At 49.8% G+C, this 20543-nt stretch carries 15 protein-coding genes; 5 read left to right on the top strand and 10 right to left on the bottom strand.

What is annotated here, in order from left to right:
- The first annotated feature begins 5 nt into the window (after positions 1-5).
- A complete protein-coding gene (locus ACW9SV_RS19905) occupies positions 6-458 on the top strand; it encodes a Crp/Fnr family transcriptional regulator (RefSeq protein WP_479558527.1) in 453 nt (150 codons plus the stop codon).
- Here the strand turns inward: ACW9SV_RS19905 and ACW9SV_RS19900 are convergent.
- The 5 genes from ACW9SV_RS19900 to ACW9SV_RS19880 form a co-directional block, all read right to left on the bottom strand.
- Positions 424-1035 carry an HD domain-containing protein gene (locus tag ACW9SV_RS19900; protein WP_479558526.1) on the bottom strand — a complete coding sequence of 204 codons (612 nt, stop codon included), beginning with the start codon at positions 1033-1035 and terminating at the stop codon, positions 424-426. The genes ACW9SV_RS19905 and ACW9SV_RS19900 overlap by 35 nt on opposite strands.
- 111 nt (positions 1036-1146) lie before the next feature.
- Positions 1147-2313, bottom strand: coding sequence for an adenylate/guanylate cyclase domain-containing protein (locus tag ACW9SV_RS19895; protein ID WP_479558525.1), 1167 nt, complete (start codon positions 2311-2313; stop codon positions 1147-1149).
- A 42-nt stretch (positions 2314-2355) separates the two neighbouring features.
- Positions 2356-4566 carry a tetratricopeptide repeat-containing sensor histidine kinase gene (locus tag ACW9SV_RS19890; RefSeq protein WP_479558524.1) on the bottom strand — a complete coding sequence of 737 codons (2211 nt, stop codon included), beginning with the start codon at positions 4564-4566 and terminating at the stop codon, positions 2356-2358.
- 140 nt (positions 4567-4706) lie between these two features.
- Positions 4707-8666, bottom strand: coding sequence for a T9SS type A sorting domain-containing protein (locus ACW9SV_RS19885; RefSeq protein WP_479558523.1), 3960 nt, complete (start codon positions 8664-8666; stop codon positions 4707-4709).
- A 575-nt stretch (positions 8667-9241) separates the two neighbouring features.
- Positions 9242-11119, bottom strand: coding sequence for a cyclic nucleotide-binding and patatin-like phospholipase domain-containing protein (locus ACW9SV_RS19880; RefSeq protein WP_479558522.1), 1878 nt, complete (start codon positions 11117-11119; stop codon positions 9242-9244).
- 551 nt (positions 11120-11670) lie between these two features.
- On the opposite strand from ACW9SV_RS19880, the gene ACW9SV_RS19875 reads away from it, so the two are divergent.
- From ACW9SV_RS19875 to ACW9SV_RS19865, 3 genes are all read left to right on the top strand, one after another.
- Complete coding sequence (locus ACW9SV_RS19875; RefSeq protein WP_479558521.1) at positions 11671-12069, top strand: VOC family protein; 399 nt, start codon at positions 11671-11673, stop codon at positions 12067-12069.
- A gap of 367 nt (positions 12070-12436) precedes the next feature.
- Positions 12437-13150: a rhamnogalacturonan acetylesterase gene (locus ACW9SV_RS19870; protein ID WP_479558520.1), complete on the top strand. Its 714-nt coding sequence runs from the start codon at positions 12437-12439 to the stop codon at positions 13148-13150.
- A 96-nt stretch (positions 13151-13246) separates the two neighbouring features.
- Positions 13247-13921, top strand: coding sequence for a LamG-like jellyroll fold domain-containing protein (locus ACW9SV_RS19865; RefSeq protein ID WP_479558519.1), 675 nt, complete (start codon positions 13247-13249; stop codon positions 13919-13921).
- A 93-nt stretch (positions 13922-14014) separates the two neighbouring features.
- Here ACW9SV_RS19865 and fbp read toward each other — a convergent pair whose 3' ends face one another.
- The 5 genes from fbp to ACW9SV_RS19840 form a co-directional block, all read right to left on the bottom strand.
- Complete coding sequence (fbp, locus tag ACW9SV_RS19860; RefSeq protein WP_479558518.1) at positions 14015-15004, bottom strand: class 1 fructose-bisphosphatase; 990 nt, start codon at positions 15002-15004, stop codon at positions 14015-14017.
- Between the two features lie 175 nt (positions 15005-15179).
- A complete protein-coding gene (locus ACW9SV_RS19855) occupies positions 15180-16826 on the bottom strand; it encodes a UxaA family hydrolase (RefSeq protein ID WP_479558517.1) in 1647 nt (548 codons plus the stop codon).
- Between the two features lie 347 nt (positions 16827-17173).
- The gene (locus ACW9SV_RS19850) at positions 17174-18163 is read right to left on the bottom strand and encodes a Gfo/Idh/MocA family protein (protein WP_479558516.1); all 990 of its coding nucleotides are present in this window, start codon (positions 18161-18163) and stop codon (positions 17174-17176) included.
- A gap of 125 nt (positions 18164-18288) precedes the next feature.
- Complete coding sequence (locus tag ACW9SV_RS19845) at positions 18289-18906, bottom strand: carboxypeptidase-like regulatory domain-containing protein (RefSeq protein WP_479558515.1); 618 nt, start codon at positions 18904-18906, stop codon at positions 18289-18291.
- Positions 18893-19480: an RNA polymerase sigma factor gene (locus ACW9SV_RS19840; RefSeq protein ID WP_479558514.1), complete on the bottom strand. Its 588-nt coding sequence runs from the start codon at positions 19478-19480 to the stop codon at positions 18893-18895. The genes ACW9SV_RS19845 and ACW9SV_RS19840 overlap by 14 nt, the downstream gene beginning before the upstream one ends.
- 439 nt (positions 19481-19919) lie before the next feature.
- Between ACW9SV_RS19840 and ACW9SV_RS19835 the strand changes: the two genes are divergently transcribed.
- Positions 19920-20540 (top strand): DUF421 domain-containing protein, encoded by a 621-nt coding sequence (locus ACW9SV_RS19835; protein ID WP_479558513.1) that lies wholly within the window; start codon positions 19920-19922, stop codon positions 20538-20540.
- Positions 20541-20543 lie beyond the last annotated feature (3 nt).

Here is a 20543-nt window from a genome sequence, read left to right as displayed (position 1 = left end):
TTTGTATGCTGCTGATTGAAAAGGTACTGACGCTACGGGCTTCAGAAATATTTAGCGAAACCCCCGAACCCGAATTAGTGGAGTTGGCAGGAGTACTGGAAGAAATACATCTACCGCCGGGTACCCACCTGTTCTCCAAAGGGGAGATAGGGGAGTGCATGTACATCATCTACAAAGGCCGGGTGCGCATCCATGACCACGAACACACCTTTGCCGAGTTGGAGGAAAACGAACTTTTGGGAGAACTCTCCATCCTGGACACCGAACCCCGCTCCGCCAGTGCCACCACCATAGAAGACACCATACTGCTGAAGCTGGCACAAGAGCCCTTTTATGAGATATTGCTCAATAACGCAGAAGTACTCAAAGGAATCCTGAAGACTTTATGCAGACGCTTGCGGCAGATGGATGCCCGCATGGTCTCTACGCATCTGTCTTCTGAAGTAGACCTGTTTTAGCTTTCAGTTCCTGAAGGTGGGCTTGTTTCAGGCTCTCGCGGTTCTGCTGGCAGTACTGCGTGAAATAGCGGTGCTTCTCCAGGAAATTTACCTGCATCTGGATCCACTCTTCCTGGCTCTGCAGGAGCCCCAGGGAAAGCAGTTCCTGATACAACCCGTGGGCGATAGGGGAATAATCTTCCCGGCCCAGGTAATCCAGATCTGCATCGCAGATAATCTGCTCCAGTTGGGAGTGGGGGTTCTGTGGTAGTTTAGTGGCCATGATGAGCTGGCAAATGGTTTCAATTTCCTGTGGCTCAAACCCAAAGGCGGGTAGCTCCCTGGAGGCAATTTCACAACTTTTTCTTTCATGATTTTGGTACGTTTCTACAAAACCTGCATCATGGTACAAAACGGCTACTTTCAAAAGCAAAAGCTCCTTTGGTGATTCAATCTTCTCAGCCCGCGCTATGACCTCTGCCCTGGCCAGAACGTCTAAGGTATGGGCCAGGCAGTGGTAGGTGAGGTGAGGAGAAAGACCAGCCTGTAGTTTAGTTACTACGTGCTCTTTGATAGACGTAAATGGAAAAGGAGCCATAGGAATAGGAAAAGGAGTATGCAGCCGGAGACCTTGGGTTTTAAGGTTAGTTTTAGGAAAAAGAAGCTAAAACGACGGGTGGTCTAAACCAAGATAAGGGTTTACCAGCGTTCACTCCCGTCTGTTTAAGCGATTCTCCACGAAGTACATACTTACTTGCCCCTTGTTTTTGGCTGGTACCTTTCCGCGGTAAAGGCAACTAAACCAATCTTTCACGGCCTCAAAGGTGGTTTCAGATATGTTGATTTTGCCTCCTTCCCCGCAAGATTCAATGCGACTGGCTGTGTTCACGGTATCTCCCCAGATGTCATAGGCAAACTTTTTCCGGCCCACCACTCCCGCCACCAGAGGGCCGGTATGGATGCCAATGCGCAAATCCCACCGCACTAGTCCCATGGCTACCCGCTCTTCGTTCAGGCGGGTCATGTAATCCTGGATTTCTATGGCCGCCAGAATAGCATCTACAGCGTGGGAGTGGTTTGCCACAGGGATGCCGCCAGCGCACATGTAAGAGTCCCCAATGGTTTTGATTTTCTCCAGGTTGTTTTTCTCCACAATGGAATCAAAGGCTAGAAAGCAGTTATTTAACTCAGAAACCAACTCATTTGGGGAAAGGCCCTCGGCGATGGAGGTAAACCCAATAAAATCGGTGAAGAGAACGGTGGCGCTGTCATAAAAGCGGGGGGTGGCAGCCCCTTTTTCCTTTAGTTCGTTGGCGACCTCTAGGGGCAGGATATTCAACAGCAGCTTTTCAATTTCTTCTTTTTGCAGGTTGACCTGTTGGGTACGCTCTTCCACTTTCTGCTCCAGTTCCTCATTTGCTTCTTTGAGTTCATGGATGAGTTGTTTGTTTGTGCGGCGTAACTGAAAGGCCTCAATGGCGTTGTCCAGCGTGATCTTCAGTTCCTCTTTGTCCCAAGGCTTGACAATGTACCGGTACACCTGTCCGGTGTTGATGGCGTCAATGATAGACTCCATGTCACTGTAGCCTGTCAAAATCATCCGGATCATGTCTTTCTCCTCCGGCAGATTTTTCAGGAACTGGACACCCGTCATGCGGGGCATGCGTTGATCGGTGATGACTAGGCAGGCATCCAGCGACTGCAGAATCTCCAACCCTTCTTCCCCAGATTTTGCCGTATGCACGTCATAGTGTCTCCTGAACGCTGATTTAAACACAATCAGATTATCCTCTTCATCATCTATGTACAGAATGGAAGGTTTTTCAGAGGCTTGGGTAGGGAAGGAAGCAACTTGTTCCAAGGTCATGTTTCCCATGGTTATAGAGGAGGATAAAGACGATTTATTTAGGTAGCTAGGTTAAGAGACAGTCTCAAATTTCAGGTTTTGGGAGGCTGGGGTAAACTGTAGGGGAATTCTGATGGTGAACTCAGTCCCTTCGCCGGGGTGAGATTCCACCTCTATCTTGCCTTTGTGCTTCTCAATGATTCCGTAGGAAATGGAGAGGCCCAGGCCCGTGCCTTCCCCCACGTCTTTGGTGGTGAAGAAAGGGTCAAAGATGTGTTTTTTCACTTCCTCGGTCATGCCTTGGCCAGTGTCCCTGATTTTAATGACAGCATAGTCATCATCAGTGTAGGTTTTGATGGCAATGGTACCTTCCTCCGGAATGGCTTGGGCTGCGTTGTTCAATATGTTCATGAAGACCTGATTCAACTGGCCGGGATAGCAGTTGACTTCCTTCAGGTCGCCGTAATTGCGCACAATCTTAATGCGGTTTTTCAACTGGTTGTTCAGGATTACCAGGGTTGAATCCAACCCCTCGTGCAGGTCTGCTTTTTTAAGGTTGTCCTCATCCAGGCGGGTGAAGTTTTTAAGGCTTTTCACGATTTCCTTCGTGCGGGTAGCGCCATTTTTCACGCTGGAGAAAAGCTGCTCAGACTCGTTAATGAGCTCCTCTACCTCTAACTCTTTTTTGAGTTTCTCCAGCTTTTGCAGTTGTTGAGTGTTATCTACCCCCGGCTTCAACTGAAAGTACACTTTGGCCACTTCCATAATGTCTGTGAAGTTCAGGCGAAGCGATTCTATGCCCGCCGAGACGAAGTTGATGGGATTGTTGATCTCGTGCGCCACCCCAGCGGTAAGTTGCCCCAAGGAGGCCATTTTCTCTGACTGCACCAGTTGCTCTTGGGTGTTGAGCAGGTTGTTGTACGTTTTCTCTAAATGGTCTCGTTGGGTGGCCAGTTCTTCTTTCTGGGCGTTGATCTCTTCATTCTTGTGCTGCAGCAGTTTATTGGCTTTTACCTTGTTTCTGAAGTTTAGAAACAGTACCACCGCCAGGATGATAATGAGCCCCAACACCACCAAAAGGGCATTCCGGAACACCTGTTGCCGCTGCAGGCTGGCTTGTTTCAACTGGCTGTCTTTGGTTAGAAGATCAATCTGGCTTTGCTTTTTCTCACTCTGGTAGTTTGCCTCCAGGTTGTTGATTTTCTCCTTTGTCTCGGCGTTGTACAACGTGTCCTTGATTCCTAACAACAGCGATTGGTATTGGTAGGCTTTCTTGTAATCTGCCAGCCTTTGGTACGACTGGGCCAGACCGGCATAAGCATCTTTTAACTCGTGGTTGGCCCCCAACTCACTGGCAATGTTCTTGGATTGCAGAAATGTGGCTAAGGCCTGTTCCGCCCTGTTTGTTTTAAGGTTGATCTGCCCAATGAAATTCATGGCTTGGGCTTCTTCCAGTTTGGCAGATACTGAATGCGCTATCTGGCGGGCTTTTTGGTGTTGCTCCATCGCTTTGGGCAAGTCTCCGCGGGAGGCGTATACTTTCCCTATGTTGTTGAGGGTGTACGCAACTTTGTCTTTGATATCGGCAGGTTCTAAGATGGTTAGGGCTTTCTTATAATAAGCCAGTGCTTTTTCGTCATTGCCCTGAGCAAAGTAAACTTCGCCTATGTTACCGGTTAAAGTGCCAAGCATGGCATGATCCCCGAGTTCCTGGGTGAGTGGTAAGGCCCTGAGATAATAGGAAAGTGCTTTGTCATGGGTTGCAGGGTTGTTAAAGTATTCAACCCCAATGTTGACTAGAGCGGTGGCAATGCGGAGTTTGTCCCCGCTTTCTTCTCCTTTTTTTAAAGCCTTTAAGTAAAACTCAATGGCTTTCGCATCCCAACCCTGGATGGAGTAAATCACGCCTATGTTGTTGAGCATGTTGCTTGCCCCCACTTTATCGCCCAGCTTGTTGAAAATGGCCAGTGATTGCTCCCAATACCGGATTACCTCTGGGTAGCTACCCTCATTCACATTCGCCAACCCCAGACTTTTCAGAGCATAGGCTTCTCCTTTCAGGTACTTTTGGGCGCGGGAGGCGGCAAGTGCCTGCTGGGCGTACGAAATGGCTTTCTTCTGATCAGTTCCGTTATAGGCTTTGCTTAACTCCAACAAGATGGTCACCCGTGAGGTGTCTTTGGCTGTTTTAAGTAGTGCCTGCAAACTGTTTGGGGTGGAGGTTTGGGCCATCAACAGGTTTGACAGAAAAACAGAAAGCAACAGCACCATTGATTTTTTCATACCCATGTTTTTAAGTGCTTCTAAATTGTTTGAGCAAATGGTAAGGTCATCAACCCGAAGTGTTCCTGACCTTACAACCCCCTCTTGTTTCAGGAAATCTGCCCCTAAACGAAATGCAGACTTCCGGACTTAAATCAGGTTTACTCCCGTTTCACCAGCCTGAAGGATTTCACCTCATTGCCGTATTCTATTTTCAGGAGATAGACCCCAGACGCCAAATGGCTTGTGTTCAAGGTATGGGCGGAACTGCTTACTGGCAGTTGCTGGCGTTTCAAGCACGTTTTTCCTAAAACATCTGTAATGGATACGGTTACCTCAGGTACGCCTAAATCACTCAACTCCAGGGACACTTCATTTCCAATGGGGTTCGGGAATACCCTGATGCCACCGGGCTCCTGGGTTGGGGCAGCTTCCAACTTACTGGTGGCAACGCCCTGGATTGGAGCCGTTCCGCAAGTGGAGCTGATGGCCCTAGTGGTTTTGCACCTGGACGAAGTGGAGCTTGCCGAGGACGCGATGGAGGTCTTTTTGACTCCCTGGTAGCTGGTTAAGTTCCAGGTGAGTTTAGAGCCGTCAAATTCCACTGAGAAGGCGTAGTTTTTGCCTGGCCTAAAGATGGTGGGGATTTTGGTTCCGTTTACAAAGCAGAGGGCTTGGGCTCCGGCGTACACCAATTTGTTTTCACTGTTGAGCGGTAACCCCACCGTTTGGGTATTGGGGTTTTCATACCAGAAATGGGCAATGTAGAAACCGGGCCTACTAGAAACTTGCACGCATTCCAAAATGGGTTTTACGGCCCTTACCCCCGTACCAATGGGGTTCACGAAGAAGTTGCCGGGTTCGCCGTACGTGACGTTCACGTTAGGGGAGAGCAGCGTAGCCGGTGCCCAGCGGTGGGTTCCTAAGGTGTACCCCGTGATCAGGTTGATGGAATAGAGCCTGGAAATAACCTCATCTGCTTCATTCAAAATAAGAACAGATTCCTCATTATTAGCAAGGCCCACAGTATTGGAATTGAGAATGCGGCTACCATTCAAAATTCTGCTGCCATTTAGAATTCGGCTCCCGTTCAGAATTCGGCTTCCGCTCAACAGGAAGGTAGAATTCATGATGGAAGTCGCTTCCAGGTCATTTGCGTTCAATTCATTTAAGATATGGCTGCCCACGTTGAGAATTCTACTACCGTTGATTATTCTGGAACCGTTGATTTCAGCTAATTCACTTACCAGAAAACTCCTGTTCCGGATAGATTCCACGTTCAGCAACTCGGCCTCGGTCACCAGCGCTACCTTGGTTGTCTGCAAAGCCAGGTGGGCCTGGGCCAGGTTGCTCCGGACTAGTTCAATCCGGTCGCTTCGGTTCTGGATGGGCGTTGGAAAGTTGAAGGAGTACGAAAAGCCAGTAATCGGTGCACCCTCGGCAATGGATACGTCCCTGGCCGCCACTTCAAGGGCAATTTTCTCAATCTGTAGAATGCCCGGTTCCAACACCACCTCGTACTTGTCTGCCCGAGCCAGAAATGGGTGACCCGCCACCAGTGAAGGCGTAATAACATAAGCGCCTACATCACTAAGATCCGTGGCCAGCGTTGTAAACCGGAGGTCACTGACTTGTAGGCTGTCATCGGGGATGAAGGTAGCGGTAAGGGGAGGCATCTGATCGCCATACCGTTTGGTGAGGTTGTTGGCTTTGATGGTGATGAGCCTTTTGGGGAAGAGGTACAGCGGCTTGGAACAACCTCCGTCTCCACCTTTGATACTGGTGGGTAAACTGCAGACCTGAATGGAGGGGTTAGTGGTGCTTGAATACTCTGGGATTGTGGCCGCGACTTCGGTGTCACTGATATAGGTGGTAGATAGGTCAGCCCCGGCGAATTTTATCTTTGAATTTCCCTTGAAATAATGACCCTTCACTACCAGTTTGTTTCCGGGTAGAGGGCCAGTTGGGCTCGTTTCCGTGGCCTTTTCAATTGTAAAACTCAGGACAATAGGCGTAGGAGTGGCAAAGGTGGAAATGGCATTGTCGGGCCTGATAAACCCAAATCCGCTGGCCAGATCATGTCCGGTTGAGCCCATGTCCAAGGCCGTGGACCGCAGCAGGCCCCTTACGGAGGCGGGGGGCAGCGTGGGACCAGAAAACTTAACATGCGCTTCCATGAGCAGGGCTGCAGCGGCCGCGGTATGCGGGGCAGACGCGGAGGTCCCGAAGAAATTGAAGAAGGAGTCTCCATCTTCATATTGGATCCCGATAGGCACAGTGGTATTGCCGCCGTTAGGCGCCACGAAATCTGGTTTGGTTCTGGGGATGGCGCCAGCGCCAAAGAGCGGGGTTCCTCCTCTGGAGGAGAAAGAAGCAATGGTAGGTAGGGTGGTGGTGTAACCAGGCCCATTGCTGTACAGAACCGCGCCCACCGTCATAGCCCCTGCGGCGTTGGCGTGCCCCGTGATGGTGGAGGTACCGGTGCGGTATTCCCCTATGGCGGCGTTGCCCCTAAAGATGACGTACTTAAAAACCACATTAGGATCAAGGGTGGCACTGGCATTCTCTACCACCAGGTTGGCTACGGCGCCACCCGGCCCAACTTCAAAGGACATACCCTCAAAAGGAAACGTACTGGCCCGGTTGTACCCGATAATGATGTTGCCGTTTTCATCCGTCAGGTAGAAATCCAGGTCTTGGCCCGTACTGCTGAACCATTGCAGACCCAGGGTGAAAATTCCTTCTGGTAAAAACAGCCGTTGCCGCACATCGCCCCCGCCAAAGTTATGTTTTCGGTTGGTGGCGGGGTCTAGGGGGGTATAAACTCCCTGGTAAGACCGCTCCCCGAAGTTACCGGCAGCTGAGAAGTAGGAAACACCTTGCGCCACCACTTCATCTACCGCCTGTGCCACTATGCCGTCCTGGAAGAAAGGATCATCTATGTAGGTGATATCATCCACAATGATGTGACAGCCTGCCGCTTTCATTTCCCTGATGCCCTGGGCCAAGTCAATGGGCCCATCAAACCCGGTTCGAAAGGCCAAAGTGGCTTTGGAGGCCACATCATGGATGGTTTCCAGCATGGCTCTCCCTTCGTCAGTGCCCAAGTCTGAACCCGGGGAAAGGTCTTTTAGCACTTGGACAGGTTCCTGGTTCAAGGGATTCTGCGGGCCGGGAAGGTCGCCCTGTTGTACACCCAGCAGGGCTCCGTTGCCCAGTCTGGCGTTATAGCTGTCAGATAAAACCCCAATCTTGATTCCTTGTCCTTGCATGCCAAAAGCGGTTCGGAGCAGGTCGGTGCGTTGGGCTCTGTCTCCCTGGGTGGTCGTGGCGCCAGCATTGGTAAGCGGGGTGAACACCGGCATGGCAAGGTTCAGGTTCGCTAATCCATTCAAATCGGGGAGCCTGGGAATGGGTAGCCAGCCGGTGATGTGCAGGTTGCTTACTTTAGGCTCTAGTAACCCCAAGGTTTGCAGGCTGGCCAGTAAGGCCGTGGTACCACCCGGAACGGCATACAAACTAATGAACACGTAAGTCTGCCCATTGAACTGTTCTATCTGGTACACCTCGTTGCTTTTGGTAAGCCCTGAACCAATTAACACACTTAGTTCTGATCCAATCTTGGTGGTATTCTTTCCGGGGGAACTTATAACCGGCGTAATGTTGCCTCCGGTAGCGCAAGCGGTGGAACTGCTGCTCGCCGCAACGGATTTAGGTTTGCCACTTGGCCCAATCACAGTCCAGACCAGCACCGGACAATCAAACTGCACCGTAAAAGCCGAGAACACCCGCCCTGGTTTGAAAACGGTGGGAACCTGGCCTTTCAGATTATAGACGGTACACGAAAGGGAACTGTTGGTAGGTGGAACAGAGATTTCGCTTTTACTAGGGTTGTTGTACCCAAAAACGGCTTCAAATTTATTTTCTGACGCTACCCACTTCACGCACTCCAGCATGGGAATAATCTCCATCTCAGTAATGGTGGTTTGGGCTATACTTCTAGTTGGTAAACAAAAGATGATACTAAGGAGAAAAGTCCATAGAAGGAGGTGGGTTCTGACCGCCGCAGAAAGGGAGGTTCTGCTTTCGGCTTGAACAGGTAAGGTAAAGGTTGCCATCATGAAGGGTTTCAATAGGGTGAAGATTGGGGGAACCAACTTGAGTATTGAAAACGCCTTCTGATTGCGGAAAGAGGCGTTGCAAGGGGTAGGGGGAAACGTAAACCAACAGTGCCTGTATCACTGAAGCAAGAACGAGAGCGTAAAGGAAGACACGCGATATTCCGGCTTAAGCCAGCATGTTTCCGGTGACAGAGGTGGGAGAAATCCCAAACCAACCAGGCTCGCTTTGAGGATTCGTTTACTAAATCGTGCTAAAAACCGCCTTTCGGAAAGTGGGCTGATGGTGGGAGGTCCCTAAAAAAAGGAGAATCAACTTAGATGTAAAGTTGATTTATTATAAAATTTCCGGCTAAGGTATCCAAATAAACAGTCTTTTTCAAGCAAAACGGTTTTTATGTTAACTAGGGAGGCAAAATCTCCTAGGGCTTACCTTTTAAATAAGAAGGCAAATCCTTATCAAGAAAATCGACATCACGGTTTTGGGCTTGTTTTATCCTAAAGACCTTAAAACTTTGCTTTGCTGTAGCCTTAATTTGAAAGGGAAAGTTAATGACCTATTCTGCCAAATAACTAGCCTAGGTAATCTCGGTGGTTGCCATGCTCTTGATCTTCAAATCCTCTAGTGGAGCGGTTTGAAGAAACTCCTTTCCGTAGGCATACCCGGTGGCGGCAATGGCGTCAAAATTCTTCATGTCCAGCAGGCTGAACTTACCTACTGGTGGGTTCAGGAAAAGGTCAAGGTCATTGATTTGTTTCCGTTGGTGCACCATGCTGGAGAGAATGGTGGATTTGAGCATGATGGCCGAGATGCTGGGGCTTTTGTACCGTTTCAGGAAGGGGAGGAAGCGGGAAAGGAAGAGATGCCAGCCGCCCGGCAGGTTGGTGTAGTTCAGTTTATATTCTTTGTCTTCCAGTAGGTTAATGCCAATGAGTTTTCCGCCGTAACGGGCTTTCATGACATCTACCGGAAAGTTGTTGAAGGAAGCCCCGTCTATGAGCAGGTTGTTGCCGTCTACCACCGGAGGCAGCACCCCGGGAATAGAAACGGAGGCTGTCACGTATTTCCAGAGGGGACCGCGTTCATGCACCACCATTTCAGATAAGGTGTAGTTACTGGAAATGCAGAAGAAGTTAAGCCACAGGTCTTCAATGTTCTTTTCCCCGAAATACTTACGGTTGGTATTTTGGAGTTTATGGCCTTTGAGGAGCGAGAGAACGGGAAGGGTATAGTCACTTAGGGGTTTGTCAGTGACAAAGGCACTTCTTCCTTTCCTGTACATCTCTTCCGGATCCCATTCATGGGCTATGGCCGCGGCAATGATGGCGCCAATGCTGGTGCCGCAAACCATATCAATGGGGATGTCTGCCTCTTGTAAAGCTTTATAGACACCAATGTGGGCAAAGCCTTTGGCGCCGCCACCGCCCAGAACCAATCCCATTCCTTTGTTTGTGAGCATGCGTGCTAACCGATTCAAGTGCCGCTGATCTTGAAGGCGGATGTTGTAGTGGCGGGAAACCGGCCGAAGGGCTAACAGGTCATGGGTCTTATTAGGGTTCTCTGTGGTGTGGGGATACAGGAACGCTACTTCTGTGGCCTGCTGCAGTTGCTCGTCTCCGCTGGAGAAAAGGAATCGCTCCAAATCGGATAGAGCGGTGCCTTGGTCAGCCTCGGTCAAAAGCAGAATTTTGTCGGCTTGCCGCAAGCAATGCCCAGTCCATTCCAGGTCTTCAGGGTCGGCCTCGAAAATCACGTAGCCCTGGTTTACTTCCTGCTCGGCCATCCAGTTGTGGATTTCAAAAGAACGCTCCTCTTCGGGTAATGACCTGTCCTGCAGGGCGTGAGGAAGTAACTCTTTATGGATATGCCTAATGCTGTAATGGTCATGCAAAGCCTCCACCAGTTGGGCCGTAAATTCTTTGATGACAAGACTGGAAGTAGCAGGCACCAGGACAAAATTGGTGTTTTTAGCTGGAACCCGGGTGTGGTGCATGGTATAGTTGAGCCGATCAATGATAAGCTTGGACAAAGTAACGGCTACTTCGGGGTGGTGAGCGACCAATTCATCAAAGTCAGATTTGAGTAGTTTGGCCAGCATACAGGTGCGCATGGCAGTGATGGTGGCAGAACGCGCCTCACCGGTAATAAGCGCCATCTCGCCTACGCTTTCGCCTTGGGCAATTTCACCCACCTGGCGAGCATCACGGGTACCGAACTCTACCCAGGCTTTTAACCTGCCAGACACCAGCAGGTACACGCAGTCGCCCACTTCGCCCTCCTTGCACAGAATCTCTCCCCGGTTTAACTCCACCCAACTAAATTTCAGCAGCAACTCCTCCACCACGGGTTCTTTCAGTTGGGTGAACTGAGCCTTAATGAGGTGCTTCAGCCTATCCAGCCGGGTCCCAAGAGGAGGTTTCTCCTGCAGAGGCTCTGAAATATAGTTTTGTTCCATAGCAGTAGACCTTAGAAGCGTTAAACTATTGAAATGAAGTTAGTTAAAATATAAATCAATAGATAGTAAACATCAGGGTTTATCTGGGTACAAGGCTGATCACGTTTCTACTTTGGACTTGTTAGAGCGGATAGGAAAGACCTTGAGAGTGCTGAATACCACAGGCTTTATGGCTGTTTTCTGCAAAGGAGCATAAAATCAAGTAAGTAGCTCTTTGGATGAAGAAAGTTTAGAGGGTGGTTAAGAGTGTTCAACTTAGTTTGATGGACTCGGAAGTAACTTTATGCCCACTGGTCACTTTAGAGGGCTTAATTCACCGCAGAGATTTGGTTTTAGTTTAAAAGTTAAGCATATTTAATGAAGCCAAGGACCAGGGAAATAGAAGCACAGGACGTGCTTTTTTTAGGATATTAAGCGCAATCGATTGCGCTTCAAGATCTTTGGAGTTTGTTATACATACCTCTTAACCTTGCTCGTCTTTCGTTTGCAAGTGAAACAAGCAAGGGCAAGAGGCTCCCTGCCTTATTACAGAACACGTTCAACAGAATACTATGAAATTAGAGCATTTCGCCCTTAACGTAGAAGACCCCGTTGCCATGGCCGCCTGGTACGTGCAGCACCTGGACATGCGCATTGTCCGGCAACAGAAGGAATCCCCTTACACCACGTTTTTCGCCGATGACAGCGGGCGTATCCTGATAGAGATTTACCTGAACCCCGCCGCGGAGGTGCCGCCGTACCGCACCATGAACCCCTTGCTGGTGCATCTGGCTTTTGTGTCGGAAGATCCTGGCTTAGACAAGGATCGCCTTTGCGCGGCAGGGGCTACCCTGGTAGCTGACCAACATTTGGAGGACGGCTCTCACTTGGTCATGCTCCGTGACCCGTGGGGTCTGGCGCTGCAACTCTGTAAACGAGCCTCGCCCATGCTGGCCCGAACCGAATGGTAAATACAAAGGTGTTTTGCCCTTGGTTCAAGTAAAATGACCTTTAAACGAATTTTCTTGGGAGTTGCGGTTTGCCCTCTAACAAGCCTTTCTCCGCCGGAACATGAAGGTGCAGAATGGCGGCTCAGTGGGCGTGCTGCCGGGAGGCTAAGAAAAGGCCCCGTTGGATAACTTACATTTAATCAACGTAGAAATAAAGGGTTAAGAAGCCTTATACCTTCTTCAACGTGAAAAACGTCTAGTTTAAAGACGCCTGGATCAACGGGGAGAATGTATCCTTGCCAAACAAAGTAAAACTCTGAATCCTATGCCTCCTGCCATGAAGTTTCCTACTATCCTGCTGCTTTTAGGCCTAAGTTGCTTAAGCCTCATGTCCTTCCTTTTCCCTGAGAGACAACCCATCACGGTGTACCTGATCGGGGATTCTACCATATCCATCAAGGAAACCAAGGCCTACCCTGAGACAGGCTGGGGCATGCCGTTTAAGTATTTCTTTGACGAAAGTGTGACTATAGAAAACCACGCCAAAAACGGCCGGAGTACCCGAACGTTCATTGAAGAGAAGCTATGGGAGCCGGTGGCTTCTTCCATGAAAGCCGGCGATTACCTGTTTATCCAGTTCGGGCACAATGACGAGGTGAGCACCAAAAAAAGCTACACCACCGAAGGTGATTACCGAAACTACCTGGAGCGCTTTGTCTCGGAAGCCAGAAAGAAAAAGGTGACTCCTGTGTTGATTACCCCTGCTGCCCGCCGCTTGTTTAACCCCTCTGGTAAAATTGAGGAAACCCATGCCGTGTACTCAGCCATTGTGCGGTCTGTGGCCCAAAAACAAAAAGTAACCCTTATTGACCTGGACCGGAAAAGCCAGGAACTGCTGCAGAAACTCGGTCCAGAGAGCTCTAAACTACTTTTCGTGCACCTTGCGCCGGAGGAGCACCCCAACTACCCTCAAGGCAAAATTGATGACACGCACTTCAACGAACTAGGCGCTCGCCAGATGGCACAGATTGTTTTAGCCGAAATGAAAGCCCAGAAACTGGAGTTGGCCAACCGGATTGTAAAACCGCAGATCAAACAATAGCCACGAAGAGGTCAGGAGCCTGCTTCTCATCTTGGTATTACCTCCGTTTCAAGGCTTTTTTCAGAAATCAGGATAAAAAAGGAAAAGACAAACCCTATGAGAAATGCTGCCTTTTTGCTGAGTTCTATGGTATTGCTGGTGGTTTCTTCCTGCGTCACCATGAAGCCTACCCGGTGGTCAATGCATTCGCCCACTTTGGTAGGAGGTCACCCAACTACCGTGTTAGGTAATCCCACGGCCCAACAAACCCAAGACGGAACTCCTGTACTCGCTTTTGATGAAGTAGATGACGGATTGCTGGTAGGGCACAATCCCATTGCCGGAGCCGAGGAATTCACCATTGAAGTGGTGTTTAAGCCCGAACCCGCAGGACCTGCCAACCGGGAACAGCGTTTCCTGCACATTGAAGATATGAGCCTGGGGCAACGACGTGTTTTATTGGAGCTTCGGCTAAATAAGCAAAACCAATGGTATGCCGATTTTTTCCTGCGCAATGAAATAGCGGCCCTCACCTTGGTTGATTCCACCAAAACGCATCCGGTGGGCGAGTGGGCCACCATGACCCTCACCTACAAAGACAAGCAACTCAAGGGTTACGTGAACGAACAATTGGAGCTTTCCGGTGAGATGGAGTACCTGCCAATTCCGACCACTGCCAAGACCTCCATTGGAACCCGCATGGATAAACGCTCTTGGTTTAAAGGACAGATAGCTAGCGTGCGCTTCTGGAAAACGGCCCTTCAGTCGAAAAAATACTCCAACACTCTGTAGAGCTGAACATGTATAACCAAGCATCCGGTTTGGGGCTGTTTTCGTAAGAACAGCCCCAAACCGGATGCTTGGTTTAAAGTGACCTGCTTAAGGTTATAAGGTCATGTACTTGCGCACTTTCTCAATCATTTCAGAAGATCCAATGACCAAAGGGCAGCGTTCATGGAGAGTAGCCGGGGTTTTGTCCAGGATGCGGTCAATGCCGTCGGTAGCCTGACCACCCGCTTGCTCGGCAATAAAAGCCAAGGGACTGCACTCGTATAGCAATCGTAGCTTACCAGCCTTGTTTTTGGCCGAACCTGGGTAAAAATAGATGCCTCCTTTCAGAAGATTGCGGTGGAAATCGGCCACTAGGGACCCAATGTACCGCGAGGAGTATTTCTGCTCGCGGCAGAAGGCCAGGTAATTCTGAATGCCCAACGGAAAGTTGCTCACATTGGCTTCGTTGCAGGAGTATTGCCTTCCGTCCGTAGGAATTTTGATGTCTGGGTGCGAAAGGAAAAACTCGCCTAAGGAAGGTTCATAAGTGAAGCCGTTCACGCCGCAACCTGTGGTGTACACCAGCATGGTGGAGGCGCCGTACAGAATGTAGCCCGCTGCCACCTGCTGCGTTCCCTTTTGCAGGCAGTCTTCCTGGGTTCCGTTCTGCCCTCCGTCGGACAGCCTGCGGTAGATACCGAAGATGGTGCCCACCGGAATGTTCACGTCTATGTTAGAAGACCCGTCTAAGGGGTCCATTGCCACAATGTACTTGGCGTTGGTATTGCCAGTATGGATAATGTCTTCATCTTCCTCAGACACTATGGTGCATACTTCGCCCCCGTTGCGCAGTGCCCTGATGAAACGGATGTTGGCAATCACATCCAGTTTCTGCTGGTCCTCGCCTTGTACGTTTTGGGTGCCTACGGTACCAATGGTATCCTGATCGGCACGGCTGATTTCCCGACTCACAATCTTTGCCGCCAACGCCATGTCCCGCAGCAACTGCGATAACTCACCGGAAGCGAAAGGGAAATCTTCCTGCTTTCTCATGATAAAACGGTCCAGAGTGGTGCCAACCGGAAGTGCAAGTGCATCATTCATAAGGGAATAGATTTAGTATAGGTTTTCGGATATAGCTAGTGGAGTAGAATTTGAATAGAAAGGCCCTGCACCAACCACCCAGATGTTACACGAAACTGAAGCGGTGAGAAGGTGCAGGGCCTAAAAAGGAGGTAGGTTCAAGGTGGGCAAGAACCTACGTTAGCAGGGGAGCGGCTTATAAAGACACCCCACGTTTCCAGGGGATGAAGTCGTCTTGGTGCAGGGCTTTTTCTTTGGTTTCAATACGGCCGCTGGCTACTTCAATGATGAAGTCCAGCACGTCTTCGCCCATTTCTTCAATGGTTTTCTCTCCAGAGATCACGGCACCGGTGTCAATGTCAATGATGTCGGGCATGCGCTGGGCCAGTTTGGTGTTGGAAGAAATCTTGATCACCGGGGTAATTGGGTTACCAGTAGGTGTGCCCAAGCCGGTGGTGAACAGCACGATGTTGGTGCCGGCCCCCACCAGGGCAGTGGTGCATTCCACGTCATTGCCCGGGGTGCACAAGAGGTTCAAGCCAGGCTTGGTCGCGTATTCTGGGTAATCCAACACATCCACGATAGGGGAGGTGCCTCCTTTTTTAGCGGCTCCGGCAGATTTGATGGCATCGGTAATCAACCCGTCCCTGATGTTGCCGGGGCTAGGGTTCATGTCAAAACCAGACCCAACAGCCTCTGCAGATTTGGCATACGCACGCATCAAAGACGCGAAACGCTCGGCGGCTTCCTCGGTCTCGCAGCGGTTGATTAATTCCTGCTCCACGCCGCAAAGCTCCGGGAACTCAGATAATACGGTCTTTCCGCCCAAGGCAACCAGAATGTCCGAAGTGTGACCAATGGCCGGATTGGCGGAGATGCCCGAGAAGCCGTCTGAGCCGCCGCACTCCAGGCCAATGGAAAGCTTGCTCAAGGGAGCGGGTTGTCTTTTCAGTTTATCGGCCTCAATCAAGGCTAGGAACGTCTGCCGGATCGCCTTGGACATCATTTCCTCTTCGGTACCTTCTTTTTGCTGCTCCAGCACAATGACTGGTTTAGAGAATTTAGGGTTGAGGGCCTTGATTTTGCTTTCCAGGATGCTTACCTGCGCGTTTTGGCAACCCAGGCTTAAAACGGTGGCGCCTGCCACGTTAGGGTGGTGGATGTAGTCAGCCAACAGGGCACACAGCATATCTGAGTCTTGTCTGGTGCCGCCGCAACCGCCCTCGTGGGTCAGGAACTTGATGCCGTCTACGTTCTCAAAAATACGGCGCTGAACCGGGGCAACGGCTTTCTGCAGAGTAAGCGTCTCAATTGCCTCGGTATTACCGGTCTGGTACAGTTCCACCATCTGCTGCACATACGACTTGTAGACATCGCGCTGACCAAAGCCTAGTTCATCCAGGAAGGCCTGCTTAATGATGTCTACGTTACGGTTTTCACAGAATACCAGCGGAATCACCAGCCAGAAGTTGGCAGTACCTACCTGGCCGTCTTCGCGGTGATAGCCCATGAAGGTTCTGTTAACCCAAGTGGAGACATCAGGTGCCTGCCAGCCGATGGTCTTGGTTTTACCGGTGAAGCCGTTCACCTGGTGTTTCACATTAGAAGTGGTCAGCACCCCGCCCACCGGAATGTCATAGACCGCCTTTCCTACCAACGACCCATACATCAGGATCTCCTCACCAGCGGCAAGGGGCTTTTGGGCAAACTTGTGTTTCGCCTGAACGTCATCAACCAAAACGATCTGCGACCCCTCGTATTCCACGACATCGCCCTTCTTTAAATCCGTCAGTGCTACCAGCACGTTGTCATTCGGATTGATTTTTAAAATTCTGTGTAACATATCTCTGATGGTAGAGTGTGCAATCGATTGCGCAAGATATCAATAATTGTGAAACATTGAAATATTCTGAAACAATTATTCCTAAAAATTAAAGATTTAGAATGTAAGGGAGGGATTAACTTAATACGTTTCCAATTTTGAAAATAGAAGAAGCCATAATCAGCTTGGTTTAGTAGTTCTTTTGCCTACTTTCCATACCAATTGCCTCCCATGGCTTGGGTTTGTATAAGGCCAAACCAAAATCCCGTCTAAAAAATTCCGGTGGCTGGTTTAGGAGCCGTTTTCAAAAAACAACTCCTAAACCAGCCACCGGAAATGAAATTGGTCTTAAAATATTTTATGAGGTGCTAGCGACCGGTAATTTGGTCCATGACCCAAGCCGTGCGGGCACCAGATTCACCTTTGCTGGGACATTCGCCTGTACCGGTCAATTCCTCTACAATTGTTTGGATAAAGGGTTGCTGCACGTGCGGCGGAGGGGGCAGAAAGAATTCATCGGTTCCTTTCTCAGTTTCTAGGCGGATGGGCTTCAAGGCAAAGGTGGGAAATATAATCCGGCCTTTGCTTCCTACTAGTTCAATCTCATCGGTGAATTGTTCAGGCGGCACCGTGAAACACCAAAGGCCGGTACCCATTACCCCGCTCTTAAATCTGAATTGCCCGGTCACGATATCCTCAGCGGGATAAAGCCCGGCCTGGTTTGCCGTTTGGCCTGAGGCTGCTTCAATAGGACCTAAAAGGTAGTCAATGTAATCTAGTTGGTGAGGCGCCAGGTCATAGAAGAGACCACCCCCGGCGATCTGGGGTTGTACCCGCCAGGGAAGGTCGTTTTGGTTAAGGTTTTGCTGAATTTGATGGAAAAGCCGAATGTTCACAAACTTTACCTCGCCAATGGCGCCTGCGTCTACCAGTTCCTTCACTTTGAGGAAAGAGGGCAAGCGCCGGCGGTAATAAGCCACAAACAAGGGCACGTTGGCCTTCTGGCAGGCAGAAATCATCTCCTGGCACTCGGCGTAGTTCAAAGCCATAGGCTTCTCTACATACACGGGTTTGCCTGCCGCTGCCACCTGCAGGGTGTACTGCGCATGGGAATCGGGCGGGGTGGCAATGTACACGGCATCAACCTCGGGATCTTGGATCAGGTCCTGGGCATTGTCATACCATTTGGGTACCCCGTGCCGCTGGGCGTAATCCTTTGCTTTCTCTCCATCGCGGCGCATCACCGCCACCAGCTTTGAGTTTGGGACTTTCTGGAAGGCGGGTCCGCTTTTAACTTCCGTGACGTCGCCGCAGCCTATGATGCCCCACCGGATGGTTTTGGTCAATGTTTCTGCCATTCGTTTTAGGCCGGTTTCCTATAATCCGGTCCTTAAATGTAGGAGAGATTCCACGGAAAGCGAAGCTAAATTTCATTGGTGTTTTTTGAATTCTGCCTGTAAAAGGAAAAGCTTTCCTTTTCTTCTTAGGGAGTTAAAATGATTTCCACTGAAGAATCTGCACTGCTGACTGGTACTTCTTTCGCTCTGAACTCGGGGTGGGAAACCACTAGCACAGATCGCTTTGATTGAAGTTGCAGCGTGAATTCCCCCCGCTGGTTTGTGCTAACCTGCAGGCCACTACCTTTTACTTTCACCAGAGCCTGAGGCAAGGCTTTCCCGGTGGCGTCTACTACCTGGCCGGTTAAACGCCAGGTTGTTTGGTTTTGGGTTACGCGAGAAGGTAAGTGGTCTGTTCCCGCAAAGTATTGGTGGTACACCACCTCGGCAATGGCAAACAAAAGTACCAACAGTACCGCGGCGGTCTGCCAGATAGGCCATTGAAACCCTTTCCGTTTGCGTTTTTTCTGGGCCAAAAAGTTTTTAAGCCGGCCACGGGTTTCCCGTACGGCCAACTGCACGCGGGCGGGTTGCGCCATGGTCATGCCCTCCACTAAGTCAGAGCAGAGCTCGCAGGAGACAAGGTGCCGTTCAATCCGGTGGCTGAGGGGAGCGGAAAGTTCACCGGTTTGGTACTGCCGCAGCAAGTCCAGCGAAGGATGCTCTTCGGAGTCCCAGGTGTCGGGGAGGTTATTCCTGCTCATAGTTTTTATTCATGTAGATTTTAAGGTTTCTTTTGCCGTTCTGGATGTGGCTTTTCACTTTGCCTATGTCCAGGCCGGTGAGGTCGGCTACTTCTTTGTAGCTTTTCTTCTGCAGGTAGAAAAGCTCTACACACGCGCGTTGCTCGGGGCCCAGGGTGGTGAGGGCTTTGGATAAAAGCTGCAGCTCCATCTCCTGGTCAGGGTCTTCTGAAGAATGGGCCAGGGCCGCTTTCTCCACCAGCGGCATTGATTTCTCATCTATCAAATCGGCCCCTTTTATTTTTTGTGACCTCAGTTGCATGAGGCAGTAGTTCTTGGTAAGCACGTGCAGCCAGCTCTTGAAATTGGCGATCTCATGTTTGTGCAAGGCTTGGATTAGGTGCTCAAAGATGTGCATGGTGGCGTCTTTGCTCTCGTCTTCGTTCTTCAGGTACTTGAGGCAAATCAGGTACACCATCTCGGTGTAGCGCTCAAACAACTGGCCCACCAATTCCACATCGCCGGTCTCCCGATACTTCTGTATCAGTTCCTGGTCTTGCGGGGGCTTAGAACGGGAGAATAGCTTTAGAAACATGCAGTAGGGTCAGTAAGCGTGTTTAAATAAAGGGATAAAAATCTTCTGGAAAAACATAAAGATTCTGGACTATTTCTTTCTTAAAAGCATGATGCAACCATGTGATAAATTCCATAAAACCGGGTTCATGATTTTAAACTTTCCATCAGAATTCATTTTTGTAGTCAATCAAGAATATGCCTCCTGTTAATTTAAAGGCACTTTTTGCAGGTGAATTTTGGGTGGTTTATAAATAATAAAAATTGAATATATCGATAAAAGCATTGTTAAATCTTTATTAAGAAAGCAGTAGTTTTAAAGAATTTACCGTATTAATTCCTTCAAAATAAGAGTAACTATAATCCGATTAGTGCTCGTATTGCAGAAGGTTATGAAAAAAGAAGAGATTTTTTTTCCCGATTGGCAACGTCTCTTGATTGGGAATACGCCCTGGGAATTTATGTTGGAAGTTCTTATCCGGACAATTGTCATTTTTATAGTTCTGCTGGTGGTGCTGCGCTTGATGGGGAAGCGGATGAACGCGCAGCTGACCATTTCAGAATTGGCCGTGATGGTTACCTTAGGGGGGATTGCCTCGGCCCCCATGCAGTTGCCAGACCGTGGCATTCTGATGGGAGTGGTGGCCTTTGTTTGTGCCTTGACCTTTCAACGGGGATTTAACTGGCTGGCCTTTAGGAACCGAAAGGTAGAGCTAGCCTCGCAGGGAGACGTGAGCATGGTATTGAAGGAAGGCGTGTTGCTGGTTCATGAGTTTGAAAAATCGCGCATGTCTAAAGACCAGGTTTTTGCCGCCTTAAGAACGCACAATATTCTTCATTTGGGGCAGGTGAAACGCCTGTACATGGAAGGATATGGCCTTTTCAGTATTGTAAAGGAGAAAGACTCCAAACCTGGGTTGCCCATTGTGCCCTACAAAGACCAGAGTATGCTCCAGACCTTAACCCTTGATCAAAACATTTCTGCCTGCACGCGTTGCGGCTACGTGGGAGAGACCAGACAGGTGCAGGGAAGTACTTGCCCTAAATGTTCCTGCGATGAGTGGACCGCCGCTGCCAAATAACTT

Source organism: Rufibacter sp. JT20002 (assembly GCF_056491185.1).
This window is presented reverse-complemented; position numbering and strand designations above follow the sequence as displayed.

Bases quoted from the DNA above. Each gene is read 5' to 3' on its own strand.
- ACW9SV_RS19905 (WP_479558527.1), top strand. From the start codon at position 6: ATGCTGCTGATTGAAAAGGTACTGACGCTACGGGCTTCAGAAATATTT.
- ACW9SV_RS19900 (WP_479558526.1), bottom strand. From the start codon at position 1,035: ATGGCTCCTTTTCCATTTACGTCTATCAAAGAGCACGTAGTAACTAAA.
- ACW9SV_RS19895 (WP_479558525.1), bottom strand. From the start codon at position 2,313: ATGGGAAACATGACCTTGGAACAAGTTGCTTCCTTCCCTACCCAAGCC.
- ACW9SV_RS19890 (WP_479558524.1), bottom strand. From the start codon at position 4,566: ATGAAAAAATCAATGGTGCTGTTGCTTTCTGTTTTTCTGTCAAACCTG.
- ACW9SV_RS19885 (WP_479558523.1), bottom strand. From the start codon at position 8,666: ATGATGGCAACCTTTACCTTACCTGTTCAAGCCGAAAGCAGAACCTCC.
- ACW9SV_RS19880 (WP_479558522.1), bottom strand. From the start codon at position 11,119: ATGGAACAAAACTATATTTCAGAGCCTCTGCAGGAGAAACCTCCTCTT.
- ACW9SV_RS19875 (WP_479558521.1), top strand. From the start codon at position 11,671: ATGAAATTAGAGCATTTCGCCCTTAACGTAGAAGACCCCGTTGCCATG.
- ACW9SV_RS19870 (WP_479558520.1), top strand. From the start codon at position 12,437: ATGTCCTTCCTTTTCCCTGAGAGACAACCCATCACGGTGTACCTGATC.
- ACW9SV_RS19865 (WP_479558519.1), top strand. From the start codon at position 13,247: ATGAGAAATGCTGCCTTTTTGCTGAGTTCTATGGTATTGCTGGTGGTT.
- fbp (WP_479558518.1), bottom strand. From the start codon at position 15,004: ATGAATGATGCACTTGCACTTCCGGTTGGCACCACTCTGGACCGTTTT.
- ACW9SV_RS19855 (WP_479558517.1), bottom strand. From the start codon at position 16,826: ATGTTACACAGAATTTTAAAAATCAATCCGAATGACAACGTGCTGGTA.
- ACW9SV_RS19850 (WP_479558516.1), bottom strand. From the start codon at position 18,163: ATGGCAGAAACATTGACCAAAACCATCCGGTGGGGCATCATAGGCTGC.
- ACW9SV_RS19845 (WP_479558515.1), bottom strand. From the start codon at position 18,906: ATGAGCAGGAATAACCTCCCCGACACCTGGGACTCCGAAGAGCATCCT.
- ACW9SV_RS19840 (WP_479558514.1), bottom strand. From the start codon at position 19,480: ATGTTTCTAAAGCTATTCTCCCGTTCTAAGCCCCCGCAAGACCAGGAA.
- ACW9SV_RS19835 (WP_479558513.1), top strand. From the start codon at position 19,920: ATGTTGGAAGTTCTTATCCGGACAATTGTCATTTTTATAGTTCTGCTG.